The organism is Brevundimonas sp. (genome assembly GCF_036677305.1).
In the GTDB taxonomy this organism is placed as follows: Bacteria; Pseudomonadota; Alphaproteobacteria; order Caulobacterales; family Caulobacteraceae; genus Brevundimonas.
Genome location: NZ_JAKFEB010000095.1, coordinates 1 through 12178 on the forward strand (window position 1 = coordinate 1; position 12178 = coordinate 12178).

Consider the following 12178-nt stretch of genomic DNA (forward strand, 5'->3'; position numbering starts at 1 on the left):
ACGATGTCGCCGACCCCGCGTCCGACCTTGGCGAAGCCGCGCACCCAGCCCGGAGACTGCGGCGGCGGCCCGGCGCTTTCGCGCTCGAGCTTCTCGACCATGGCGTAGGTGCGGCCGGCCTCGGGGCGTTGCTCCCAGGCGGATTGCGGCAGGACGCAGTTGGCGGCCTGAACGATGGCCAGGGCCCCGGCCGTGTCGAAACGGCCCATCTCCGACAGGTCCACGGCCACGACCTTGCGGTCGTGCAACTCATCGTCGAGCCGGCGCGAGATCCGGCCCAGTTCGGTCGCCGTCCAGTCGCCGGTCAGACGCAGGGTCAGACCGGGTTTGCCGTCGTCGATCTGGAAATCCGCTGCGGCCATGCCCCTACCTAGATTGCGCCGGTCGTTTTGCCTACGCCGCCCAAACGGCAAAGCTGGGGCAGACCTTACAACGCCACCCGGCCGTATTCGTTCAGCCACGGTTTCAGGCGTTTGGCGTCAAAGCAACCTGCGGACGCGTTTCAGATCATCGACGAAACGACCGCGTTCCGCCTTCCGGCTCTCTTCGTCCGGCAACCGCAGCAGATATGAAGGGTGCGCAGTCAGCAGCACCCGCGACCCGTCCGGCTGCGCGAGCGCCTCCCCGCGCTCCTTCGTGACCGCGACCTTGCGGTTCAGCACGCCCAGCGCCGCCGTCGCCCCGAGGGTCAGGATCACCTTCGGCTTCACCAGTCGCCGCTCGGCGTCCAGCCACCAGCGGCAGGCGCTGACTTCGCTGGTCAGGGGCGTCTTGTGAATGCGCCGCTTCCCGCGCGGCTCGTGTTTGAAGTGTTTGACGGCGTTGGTGACGAAGACATCGTCGCGGTCGATCCCCGCTTCAGCCAGCGCGGCGTCCAGTACGCCGCCGGCGGGACCGACGAACGGACGGCCCGCCAGGTCCTCCTGATCGCCTGGCTGTTCCCCCACGATCATCAGCCGCGCCCGCTTGGGCCCCTCGCCGCAGACACCCTGGGTGGCGTCGCGCCACAACGGGCAGCGGCGGCAGGCCTGGACCGCCTGCCCCAGCTCTTCCAGGGTCGACGGAACGAAACCTTCGTCGAACGAATGATCGCGGTTCATCCGCGACAGCGTCCTCGCCAGACGCTGGTTCGGCGGGGCTGCGGGGGTGGCGACCATGGCGTCGGTTCGAACCGCCGACTGCGCCACCAGTTCCGGGATCAGCGCCGCCTCGGGCAGGTTCTTCCAGTATCGTTTGGGCATTTCGCCCTGCATGGCCTTGGTCTTCAGCCGCGCCGGGTTGAAGGTCGAGGCGTAGTAGGTCTTCCAGAACTCCTCGATCTCGTCCTCTGCGGGCGCCATGTCGCGTGTCGCCGGGGGGCCGAGGGTCAGCGCCGCTCCATCCCAGACCGCGCTGCCGTCCGGCGTCAGGATCGACCACCGCATGGTGGTGAAACGTCTTACGAAGAACGGAGCCGTCTTTTCCACCACCCTGTGGGCCGGTTCGAACCAGGCGACCCACCGCTCGCCCTCCCTATCCTCGACCTGCCGGAACCGGACGAAGGCCTTCATCTTGTGGCTGGCCCGGCTGACGTTCCTGGCCCGCTCCAGAGCGTCGGCCACATCGATGTCAGTGACGACCTTCATCAGGTCGGGCTCGTCACGGAGCCGCCACAGCAGCCGGTACATCAGATCGAACCGGTCCGCCGAGCGGTGCAGGATCACCTCCCGCGCCAGGTCGACGAAGGCCTGGGGCACGCCGAACACGGGTTCCATCGCGGCCAGCGGCGGGGCGTGGTCGAACAGTCCGCCCCCCGCATCACCGATCCGGAAGACGGCCTCGCCCGGGACCACGCCGGCCTGGCGGAAACCCCGCGCCGCCCGGCGCCAGCCGTCGAAGTCCGCCTCGCCCTCAAGAACCGCCGCCTGCATCAGAACAGGCTCAACTGGACCGGCCCGGGTGCGGGCGCGACCCGGGCGCGCAGATCCGCCGCGTCCGTCAAGCCGCCCGGGGTCCAGTCCAGGGCGACAATAAAGGGCCGCACCTTGTCGACGCCCCGGCAAAGCCGCCCGATGTCCTCGAGCCGCAGCGTCCGCCATCGGCGAACCTGAAGGATCCGGTCGACCGACTTCACGCCCAGACCCGGCACCCGCAGCAGCATCTCGCGCGGTCCGGTGTTCACATCCACCGGAAACGACGCCCGGCTGTTCAGCGCCCAGGCGAGCTTGGGGTCGATGGCGAGATCCAGCATGCCATCCACCGTCGCCGTGCCGATCTCGGGGGCTGAAAAGCCGTAGAACCGCATCAGCCAGTCGGCCTGGTACAACCGGTGCTCGCGCATCAGCGGCGGTTTCGACAGCGGCAACGCGCTGGAGGAATCAGGAATCGGGCTGAAGGCCGAGTAGTAGACCCGTCGCAGGCCGTAGCCGCCGTACAGGGACGCCGACCGGTCGATGATCTCCGTGTCGGGCGCGCCGTCCGCACCGACGATCAGCTGGGTCGACTGCCCCGCCGGCGCGAATTTTGGCGGTTTCGCCCGGTCCTTCGGTTGCGGACGCGCGGCCTCCACGTTCAGCCGCACCTGGCCCATCGCCTTCTTGATGACCCCGACGTCCTTCTGCGGAGCCAGTCGCTGCAACGCCTCGTCGCGCGGCAGTTCGATGTTGGCCGACAGCCGATCGGCGTAGAGGCCGGCCTCCTCGATCAGCTTCGGATCGGCCTCGGGGATCAGTTTCAGATGGATGTAGCCGCGGAAGTCGTGCTGCTCGCGCAGCGTCTTGGCCACCAGCACCAGCTGTTCCATCGTGTAGTCGCCCGAGCGGATGATGCCCGACGACAGGAACAGGCCCTCGATATAATTTCGTTTGTAGAAATTCAGCGTCAGCTCGACGACCTCGTCCACGCTGAACCGCGCCCGCTGCACGTTCGAGGATGCGCGGTTGATGCAGTAGGCGCAGTCATAGATGCAGAAATTCGTCAGCAGGATCTTGAGCAGCGAAACGCATCGGCCGTCCGGGGTGTAGGCGTGGCAGATGCCCATGCCTTCGGTCGAACCGACGCCCTTGCCGCCCACCGAGTCGCGCTTCGACGTGCCCGACGACGCACAGCTGGCGTCATATTTGGCCGCATCCGCAAGGATGGACAGCTTTCGGCGGAGGTCGATCTGGGCCATTGTTCATGGTATGTTCCATAACGCAGGCCGGGTCCAGCGTAGCCATAGGAACGAATTGCCGCGTCAGCTCAGATAGTTGAGCAGCGAGACCTGGCGGAGTTGACCCAGCACCTGGGCCGAGGCCTGGATGGCGATCTGCGAAAGCTGGAGATCGGTCACAGCCTTCGCCATGTCCGCGTCGGTGCGGTCCGACACGAGTTCGTCCAGCGCATTCTTCTGGGCTGTGTGGCCGGTAGAGATGCTCTCGACCTGTTTCGCCATCGAACCGGTCCTGGCCATCTTGGCGACGACCCCTGCGCCTGCCTGTTCCAGACGGCCGAGCTGGGTGATGAGGAAGGTCTTCTGCGCCTCGGTGAGCTTGTCGTTCAGAGGCCCCTGCCCCGCGGTGACGTGGAAATTCTGCATGTCCCGCAGGATGCTCAGCACATCCGTACCCAGTTCGTCGGCGAGGAAGCCGGTTTCCAGGGTGGTTCCATCCGCGACGCGGCTGGCGGTTTTGAGCGTGTCGTTGTTGAAGACCGAGGCGAGGGTGGGCGCGGCGGCCAGTTCCGCCAGATTGGCCGGCGAGAGCGGCGCGGTCGTGGTCGAGGCGCCGGCGAACAGATAGCCGCCCTGGTGCCGCGTGTTCAGACCCACCCGAACGGACTGGAACTGGCCCTCCATCTCCAGCATCAGCGAGACGGCGGAATCCATGGAGAGCGCGTTGCCGATGGCTTCGCGCATGTTGTTGATACCGTCGTTGACCTGGCCCATGGCCAGATCCTGGGTGGTGAGGCGCGAGGTCACCGCCTCCGCCGTGTCGATAAAGCCCTGGATTCGACTCTGCGCGCCCATCAGCGCCGTCAGCGTTTCGGACTGTCGTCCGAAGCCGGTCAGGTCGGTGGCGTTCCTCTGGGTCGACACCCGCTCCTGGGCGTCGGCTGAACGGGTCTGGGTGTTCATCAGGTTCAGCAGGGCTGACTGATAGTTTCCGTAGGTGGCGACGCGGGTCATCAGATCATTCCAATCAGCGTGTCGTACATGTCCTTGCACGCCTGGATCAGGCGGGCGGAAGCGTTGAAGGCCTGCTGATAGGTCGTCATCAGCACCAGTTCCTCGTCCAGGTTGACCCCCTCGTGCGCCGTCTGGCGCGCGGACGCCTCGGTATACAGGGCGGCGGACGTCTCCTGACGGTTCCTGGACGCGGCGGCCCGTCCGCCGATCTCGCCCGAAAGCTCCGATGCGTAACGCGATACCGAGATCGGACCGCCCGTGGAGCCGCCCGCGGGCTGGAAGTTGGACGATCTCTCCCCGGCGTCGGCGAGGAGCAGCGCCCCGCGACCGTCGCCGATGCTCAAGGCCAGCGTGCCCGGCGCGGCCGACAGATTGAGTTGCGCCAGCCCCAGCCTGGAAGGCGTCTGCCGGATGTCCGAGCGAAGGGAGAAGCCGTCGGCGCGGGACGACCGGCCGCCTCCGGCGATGCCGAACAGCTCTGTCACCGATACGCCCGACGGAATCTGTGTCGTGGTGTCCGCAAGGACGCTGAGAGTCGGGGCGGGGTTGCCAAAGCCGGTGAAGGCGAGCGTTCCGTCGGCCGCCAGCGCGAAGCTGCCGAACCGGCCGACCCCAAGGGCCGGATCGTTCAATTGGGTGATCAGGTCGCCCACCGTCCCGCCGGGAGGGATGGAGACCTCAAGGTCGCGCAACCGCGCCCCGCTCTCGCTCGTAAACCGGAAGGTGAGCTTCTCGCCGGGGGTGAAGCCGTGGGCGGATCCTACCGTCAGTCCATTGTCATAGAAGGCCGGCCGGTCGGTGGAGATGAGGTCGTTCAGGCCGAAATAGTGCGAGAAGCCCCGGTCTACCTTGCTGGAGGGGGCGGCCGGATCGTCAGCGACGGCGACGCCGTTCGGAGCGGTGGTGGCGATGCTGAGACGACCATTGGTGAAGCTGGCCGTGGCCGCACCGCCCAGCTGGAGGTTCAGCTCGGCAAGGAAGTTGGCGGGCGTGGTGGGCGCACCGTTCACCGTCATGGTCGCACCCGAGAAGACGATATCCGCCCTCGTCTGGATGACGCCCGCGGGATTGGTCACCGCAACCGTTGTCCGGCCGGTGAACCCGGCGATCGCGGTCTCGAACGACTGGCCCACGTTGCGACCGGAAAGACTTACCGGGGCAGGCACCGAGGAGTTGGCGTTGTGGGCCCGGTTCAGTTCGTCGGCCACATGGGACACGAGCTCCGCCAGCCGTTCGGCGGCGGCCGGGGCCTCAAGGTCGCGCAGCTCGACCAGACCCTTGATCTCGCCCGAGACGACGCTGTCCAGCAGCGAGCGCTTCTGGCCGCCTGGCTCGGTGATCCATATCTCGTTGAAGGCCGTCTCGCCCGTGACGGTGCCGGCCCTGTTGTATTCGAGAGTCGCCGCGCCTTCGCCGGCCAGCAGGGTGCCCGACCCCGTGCGGATCGACACGCCACCGACCGACCGGACCGAAACCCGGATGTCCACCAGTTCGGCCAACTGCCCGATCAGGGCCGCCTGCGCCGTTTCCGCGCCCGAAGCGTCGCCGTTCACCGCGGTCGCGCGGGCGATTTCCAGGTTCAGGCTTTCGATCTGCTTGAGCAGGGCGTTGGTCTTTTCCACCGCGCTCTGGATGCGACCGTCTGCGTCCTCGCGAACGGCCTGGATCTGTTTGCCGATACGGGTCGCCTCGTCGAACAGGGCCTGCGTCTTGAAAAGCGCATCCTGGCGGCGCGGCGAGGAGGTCGGATCCTCGGCGCTGGCGGAGAAGGCTGAAAAGACGCCGTCGACCTGGGAGAAGAAGCCGGTGTCGCTTCCGGGATCCCCGAACAACGACTGGATGCGGTCGTACAGTTCATAGCGCACGCCTTCACGGGCCGCGTTGGCGCCCGCGTTCAGGCTCGCGGCCTGAAGGAAGCGGTCGGTCGCCAGGCGAATGCGCGAGACCTCGACGCCCGAGCCCATGCCCTGACCCGTCAGGGTGCGCTGATCCGCGATCTTGCGGACATAGCCGGGCGTGTTGACGTTCGAGACGTTGTCCGAGACGACGCGCAACTGGGTCTGCGCCGTGGCCAGCCCCGACGTCGCCGTGTTCATGATGGCGTTCAGCGACATCCGGCAGCCTCCATCCGCACGGCGCCCGGCAAGCCCTGCCAGCCGAAGAGCGTTTTTTGCCCGGCAGCCTGCGAGGGCGCCGGGAGCAAGTCCTTGATTTTACGCGCTATCGCGTTTCGCGCCTGGGTCATGACCCATGAGGGGCGCAAGGCGCGGGCCATCCGCACCTCGCCATTCCAGCGCCGCTGGCGCCGGGCAAGAAACGTCGGCACGCGGCAAGTTTCGACCGGGCAAGTCGGACGCGGGGACTCTGCGGCGCGGGATTTTATTGCGTAGTTTCAGTGACTTTGGCTCGCCAATCCGGGTGGCCCGCGACTTGCGCCACGGGTTCCGAATGTCCGGCGCAGCACGCGCCCAAGTCACCATCGCCATTGCGACCATCCCATCGGGACAATGTCCGCCCTCGCCCTGCCGTCCGTCATCGCGCCTGTCCAAGCCAGCGCCCCGCAAGGGTCGAGCGGCGCCGCCGACGCGACCGGCTTCGAGAGCCTGCTGGCGACCTGCATCGACAAGGAGACGGCGGCTGTAGAAGCGGAAGAGGCCGCGCCCGCCGCCGCGAAAGACGCTTCGGACGCTGCGGCTCCCGCGATCATCCTGGTCGCGCCGGTCCCGATCGCGCCGCCCGTCGCCGCACCCGCCATGGAGCCCGTCGTCGCCGGGGCAGAAGCGCCTGCGCCGACTGCCGTTCCCGCCGCGGAAACTGCACCCGAGATCGATCCGACCGACCTGCGACAGCCCAGCGTCACCCAACCGCCTGTCGCCCCGGCCGCCGAGGCCACGCCCGGCCTCGATCCCTCGATCCTGCAACAGGCCGGCGATGATCGACCATCCGACGCTCCCCGCGCCGCGGCGACGCCTGCGATCGATCCGCCCATGCCGCATAAGGCCAAAGGCGATCCCGTCCCTGCTCCCGCGTCGACCCAGGCCGTCGAGACGCCGAAAGACGTCGATCCCTCCGTCCCGCAGCAAATCCGCACCGATCAGCCGTCTGTCGTTGCTGCGCCCATCCAGTCCCCTCCGGTGATCGAACCGCGCATCTTGCGCCAGACGGGCAGCACCAAGCCGGAGGCCGCCGCTTCGGGCGCCGAGCCCGGCGCTGCAGCGGGGACCCGAGCGGCCCCGGAACCCGGTCCCGTCGCGGCTGACGCCCCCGCACCCGAACTTCCGGCTTCGCCCGCCGCCGCGACGACCGGCAAGAAGGCTGCGGCCGACGCCCCGAACGTGGTCGCGCCGCCCTCCTCCCAGCCCGCGCCGCCGCCGCTGCGCGCGCTCGCGGAGCGGACCTCCCGACCGCTTGACCCGCCATCCGGCAAGATCTCGGAGGATACCGCCTCCGCGTCAGGCCCGACCTACGCCGGCCTCTCCGTCGCGGCTCCATCGGCGTCGCCGGCCTCCCAGACGGCTCCTGACCGGATCGGCGGCCCGACCGAAGCTGCGACGAAGGCGGCCGGGGAAGGCCCCGGCGCCGAGGCGCCGTCCATCGACGCGGCCCCGGCGAGCGAGACCACGTCGGGTTCCGCCTCGACCACGGTGCCCGCGCGGGAGACCAGCCTGTCGGGCCTGTCGCGCGCCACCATCGACGCCACGGCCCAGATCGCAGCCCAGATTCTGCGCAAGCTTGAGGGCCGTTCGACACGGTTCGAAATGGCGCTCACGCCCGACGATCTCGGCCGGGTGGACGTCAAGCTGGACATCGACTCCGAAGGCCGTCTGGCCGCCCGGCTGGCGTTCGACAACCCCTTGGCGGCGACAGATATGCGCGGTCGGGTGGACGAGCTGCGGCGGGAGCTCGAGGATGCAGGTTTCCATCTGGCCGAAGACGCCTTCGAATTCGCCGAGCGCGACAGCGGATCCAGCAGCTTCGACCGGGGCCAGGACGCCCGCCACGGCCAGAACCGCGCCTTCGCCGCCGCCGCCCGCCTGAATGACGAAATCGATGTCGCCCAGCCTCCCCGCTGGATGGCGCTCTCCCTCTCGCCTTCGGGCGTGGATCTGAAGGTCTGATCGATGGTCGACGCCGTCTCAACCACCAATAACGCCGCAGCCCGTATCGGCGCAGGCACTGGCATGCTGGCCTCGAATTTCGAGACCTTCCTGGCCCTGCTGACCTCGCAGCTGAAGAACCAGGACCCGCTGTCGCCGGTCGATTCCAACCAGTTCACCGCGCAGCTGACCCAGATGGCGGGCGTGGAGCAGCAGCTGCTGACCAACGACCTGCTCAAGAGCCTGGTTTCGGCCCAGAGCGGCGGCGGTCTCGGGCAGGCGGCGACCTATATCGGCAAGGAGGCCACGGCGGCCTGGTCGGCGACCAAGATGGCCGACGGCGAGGCGAGCTGGAGCTATGAACTGGCCGCGAACGCCGCTTCGGCCACGCTGCAGGTGGTGGACGGCTCCGGCAAGGTCGTGTGGTCGGGCGACGCCCCGGCGAAGACGACCGGCATGCATGAATTCACCTGGGACGGCAAAGCCACCAGCGGCAACGACGGCCAGGACGGCCAGGTCTATTCGCTGAAGATCATCGCCAAGGACGCCGCCGGCGGCGCGCTGGACGCCCAGGTCCTGACCCGCGGCCGCATCAGCGGCGTCGAGATGTACGACGGCGAGGCCTACCTGACGATCGGGAACTCCATCGTGCCGCTCGCCACCGTCATCGCCCTTGAAGAAGCCCAGGACCCGGCCCTCGCGGCCTGAGTCGCCTCGCCCATGACCCTTTCAAACCGTTTTTCGTAAGGAGCCCACGCCATGAGTATCAACAGCGCCCTTCTGGCCGGCGTGTCCGGCCTGACCGCAAACTCCGCCGCCCTCGCGGCGATTTCGCAGAACATCGCGAACGTCAACACGATCGGCTACAAACGCACCGCCGGCGAGTTCCAGACCGTCATCAACAGCCAGTCGCAGGGGGCCGGCTATGCCGCAGGCGGCGTTCTGGCCACGGCCCGCCATTACACCAGCCAGGCCGGACAGCTGCAGAGAACCACCTCGGCGACTGACCTCGGCATCGCCGGTCAGGGCTTCTTCGTCGTCACCGAGAAGCCCGAGAACCTGCAGGTCACCGACAGCCGCCTGTTCACCCGGGCCGGAGCCTTCACGGTCGACAACCTGGGCTACCTGAAGAACACCGCCGGCCTGTATCTGCAGGGCTGGCCGGTCGACTCCGAGGGCAACATCGCCACCGATCCTTCGGACCTGAACCGTCTGCGCACGGTCAACGTCGGCTCGGTCGGCGGCACCGCGGAAGCGACGACCCGCATCCAGCTGAACGCCAACATCAAGTCCAGCCAGCTGGTCTCGGCCGAAGCGGCCGACGCCTCGCTCGTCCCCGTCGGCGCCAACGCCTACAATCCCGCGACCAACTCGATGTCCATGTGGGATCCTGAGACCGGCGTCGGCGTGAAGCCCGACTTCGAGCTGACCATTCCGGTTTCGGACTCCAAGGGCGGCCAGCGCACGGTCGCCATCGCCTTCCTGAAGAGCACCGTGCCGAACCAGTGGTACTCCGAGATCCGCGCAATCCCGGCTTCCGACGTCATCACCGGCGCGGGCCTGACCAGCGGCCAGCTGAAGACCGGTCTGGTCGCCTTCACCCAGGACGGTCGTCTGGATACGGACGCCATGGCCGCCATGGGCGCCGCAGCCCTGTTCTCCGATCCCGCCGCGGCCACCCTTTCGTTCGCAGCGTCGGACAGCGCGGCTCCGGCGGCGGGGGCCTTCAAATGGGCTCCGGGGCTGGGCATTGACGACCAATCCCTGGTCTTCGACCTGTCGGCCTCCGCAGGCGGCCTGACGCAGTACGACAGCGCTTCCGTTGTTCAGGCCGTGCTGACCAACGGCACGGCCTTCGGCAACCTGTCGGAGGTCAAGATCGACGACACCGGCTTCGTGACCGCCATCTTCGACAACGGGGTCACGCGCCGGATCGCCCAGATCGCCCTGGCCACCTTCCCCAGCCCGGACAGCCTGTCCCAGACCACGGGCAACGCCTACCGCGTCAGCCAGGGATCGGGCACCTACAACCTGAAGGCGGCCGGCACCGGCGGCGCCGGGTTGATCGGGGCCTCCCAACTGGAAGCCTCGACCGTCGATCTCTCCGCAGAGTTCACGGGCCTGATCACCACGCAGCGCGCCTACTCGGCATCCTCGAAGATCATCACCACGGCCGACGAGATGCTGGCCGAGCTGATCAGCATCAAACGCTGATCTCTCAGTAACGGGCCGTAAACCTCAATGAATCAATTGTTGAATGTTGAGAGGGTGGGCGGAAGGCATTTTAGCCTTTCCTTCACCACGACGCTTAAACGGCCCTTAGCCGCCGGTCGCTATGGTCACGCTCCTAGTGGTGGTGGTCAATGAGGCATAAGCCCATGTTGCAAGAGCGACGTCTAAACAGCCGAGGCGAACAGTATGTGGTCGGGCCTACCGGCACGCCGCTGACGCTGCACGATCTTCCCCCGGCCAATACCGACCGCTGGGTGATCCGTCGCAAGGCCGAGGTCGTGGCCGCCGTGCGTGGTGGTCTGATCAGCCTGGACGACGCCCTGGCGCGTTATCGTCTGACGGCCGAGGAATTCCTGGCGTGGCAGAAGGCCATCGACAAATGGGGCATGCAGGGCCTGCGCACGACGCGGATCCAGCACTACGGCCGCCCGTAAATCTTCTCCCCGAGTCCAGCGGCCGCTTCCGGAAACGGAGGCGGCCGTTGTCGTTTCCGGCTTCCTTTTGGCCGCGGCCTCGAAATCGAACGGGTTTCGCACTAGATAGCGCGCCATGACGCTCGCCGAGGACATCTGCCCGGTTCCGAACATCGCCCCCATGACCGGCCAGGCCGACATGGATGCGGCGATCGAGTCCGCGCGCGCGGCCGTCGGCCTGCCGGTTGGATCGCGCGTGGTGGCGGCCATGTCGGGCGGGGTGGACTCCACCGTGGTCGCCGGCCTGCTGCACAAGGCGGGCTATGACGTCGTCGGCGTGACCCTGCAGCTTTACGATCACGGCGCGGCCCTGAAGAAGAAGGGCGCCTGCTGCGCGGGCCAGGACATCCATGACGCCCGCCTCGCCGCCGAGACGCTGGGCATCCCCCACTACGTCCTCGACTACGAAAGCCGGTTCCGGGACGCGGTCATCGACCAGTTCGCCGACAGCTATCTGGCCGGCCAGACGCCGGTGCCCTGCATCCGCTGCAACCAGACGGTCAAATTCCGCGATCTGCTGGACGTGGCCCGCGACCTGGGCGCCGAAGCGATGGCCACGGGACACTACGTCAAGCGTGCGGTCGTCGACGGCCGGGCCCAGATGCGCAAGGCCATCGATCATTCGCGGGACCAGTCCTATTTCCTGTTCGCCACCACGGCGCAGCAGCTGGACTATCTGCGCTTCCCCCTGGCCGATCTGGAGAAGCCCCAGGTTCGGGGCGTCGCCCTGGAACTGGGCCTGCGCATCGCCGCCAAGCCGGACAGCCAGGACATCTGTTTCGTCCCCAACGGCGACTATCGCACCCTGATCGACAAGCTGCGTCCGCAAGGCCGCGAGGCCGGCGACATCGTCCACATGGACGGCCGGGTGCTGGGCGCTCACTCGGGCATCACCGACTACACCATCGGCCAGCGCCGCGGCCTGAACGTGGCCGTGGGCGAGCCCCTGTTCGTGACGAAGCTGGATCCGGCGAAGCGCCACGTCATCGTCGGCCCGCGCGAAGCCCTGCTGACCGCGTCCCTGACGCTGGACGAGACCAACTGGCTGGGCGACGGGGAGACCATCGAGGCGGCGGCTGAAGCCGGCGCGCCGGTGTTGGCCCGCGTGCGCTCCACGCGTCCGCCCTCCCCGGCCTGGCTGGCCCTGATCGACGGCGCGGTCGCGATCCTGTTCGACACCGGCGAGGAAGGCGTGGCTCCGGGTCAGGCCTGCGCCCTCTACGATCCCGCCG

At 67.8% G+C, this 12178-nt stretch carries 9 protein-coding genes and 1 pseudogene; 5 read left to right on the forward strand and 5 right to left on the reverse strand.

Annotated features, from left to right (window positions below; translation table 11 throughout):
* From V6M42_RS05830 to flgK, 5 genes and pseudogenes are all read right to left on the reverse strand, one after another.
* Nucleotides 1-362: pseudogene (locus tag V6M42_RS05830) on the reverse strand (ABC transporter permease); the annotation flags it as partial.
* Between the two features lie 117 nt (nucleotides 363-479).
* A complete protein-coding gene (locus V6M42_RS05835; RefSeq protein WP_332677772.1) occupies nucleotides 480-1910 on the reverse strand; it encodes a UdgX family uracil-DNA binding protein in 1431 nt (476 codons plus the stop codon).
* Complete coding sequence (locus V6M42_RS05840; RefSeq protein ID WP_332677774.1) at nucleotides 1910-3151, reverse strand: putative DNA modification/repair radical SAM protein; 1242 nt, start codon at nucleotides 3149-3151, stop codon at nucleotides 1910-1912. Before V6M42_RS05840 ends, V6M42_RS05835 begins: the two co-directional genes overlap by 1 nt.
* Nucleotides 3152-3214: 63 nt before the next feature.
* Complete coding sequence (locus V6M42_RS05845) at nucleotides 3215-4144, reverse strand: flagellin (protein ID WP_332657459.1); 930 nt, start codon at nucleotides 4142-4144, stop codon at nucleotides 3215-3217.
* Nucleotides 4144-6258: a flagellar hook-associated protein FlgK gene (gene flgK / locus V6M42_RS05850; RefSeq protein WP_332677776.1), complete on the reverse strand. Its 2115-nt coding sequence runs from the start codon at nucleotides 6256-6258 to the stop codon at nucleotides 4144-4146. The genes V6M42_RS05845 and flgK overlap by 1 nt, the downstream gene beginning before the upstream one ends.
* 393 nt (nucleotides 6259-6651) lie before the next feature.
* On the opposite strand from flgK, the gene V6M42_RS05855 reads away from it, so the two are divergent.
* From V6M42_RS05855 to mnmA, 5 genes are all read left to right on the forward strand, one after another.
* Nucleotides 6652-8262: a flagellar hook-length control protein FliK gene (locus V6M42_RS05855; RefSeq protein ID WP_332677778.1), complete on the forward strand. Its 1611-nt coding sequence runs from the start codon at nucleotides 6652-6654 to the stop codon at nucleotides 8260-8262.
* 3 nt (nucleotides 8263-8265) lie between these two features.
* Nucleotides 8266-8949 (forward strand): flagellar hook assembly protein FlgD, encoded by a 684-nt coding sequence (locus V6M42_RS05860; RefSeq protein ID WP_332657464.1) that lies wholly within the window; start codon nucleotides 8266-8268, stop codon nucleotides 8947-8949.
* 51 nt (nucleotides 8950-9000) lie between these two features.
* On the forward strand, nucleotides 9001-10455 hold the full coding sequence (flgE, locus tag V6M42_RS05865) for a flagellar hook protein FlgE (protein WP_332677780.1): 1455 nt from the start codon (nucleotides 9001-9003) through the stop codon (nucleotides 10453-10455).
* Between the two features lie 164 nt (nucleotides 10456-10619).
* On the forward strand, nucleotides 10620-10907 hold the full coding sequence (sciP, locus tag V6M42_RS05870; protein WP_332657467.1) for a CtrA inhibitor SciP: 288 nt from the start codon (nucleotides 10620-10622) through the stop codon (nucleotides 10905-10907).
* A 115-nt stretch (nucleotides 10908-11022) separates the two neighbouring features.
* Nucleotides 11023-12178: tRNA 2-thiouridine(34) synthase MnmA (mnmA, locus tag V6M42_RS05875; protein ID WP_332677782.1), on the forward strand; the 1156-nt coding region annotated here is incomplete at its 3' end.

Coding starts and splice junctions, on each gene's coding strand:
- V6M42_RS05860 (WP_332657464.1), top strand. CDS start 8,266: ATGGTCGACGCCGTCTCAACCACCAATAACGCCGCAGCCCGTATCGGC.
- V6M42_RS05845 (WP_332657459.1), bottom strand. CDS start 4,144: ATGACCCGCGTCGCCACCTACGGAAACTATCAGTCAGCCCTGCTGAAC.
- sciP (WP_332657467.1), top strand. CDS start 10,620: ATGTTGCAAGAGCGACGTCTAAACAGCCGAGGCGAACAGTATGTGGTC.
- flgK (WP_332677776.1), bottom strand. CDS start 6,258: ATGTCGCTGAACGCCATCATGAACACGGCGACGTCGGGGCTGGCCACG.
- V6M42_RS05855 (WP_332677778.1), top strand. CDS start 6,652: ATGTCCGCCCTCGCCCTGCCGTCCGTCATCGCGCCTGTCCAAGCCAGC.
- V6M42_RS05840 (WP_332677774.1), bottom strand. CDS start 3,151: ATGGCCCAGATCGACCTCCGCCGAAAGCTGTCCATCCTTGCGGATGCG.
- V6M42_RS05835 (WP_332677772.1), bottom strand. CDS start 1,910: ATGCAGGCGGCGGTTCTTGAGGGCGAGGCGGACTTCGACGGCTGGCGC.
- flgE (WP_332677780.1), top strand. CDS start 9,001: ATGAGTATCAACAGCGCCCTTCTGGCCGGCGTGTCCGGCCTGACCGCA.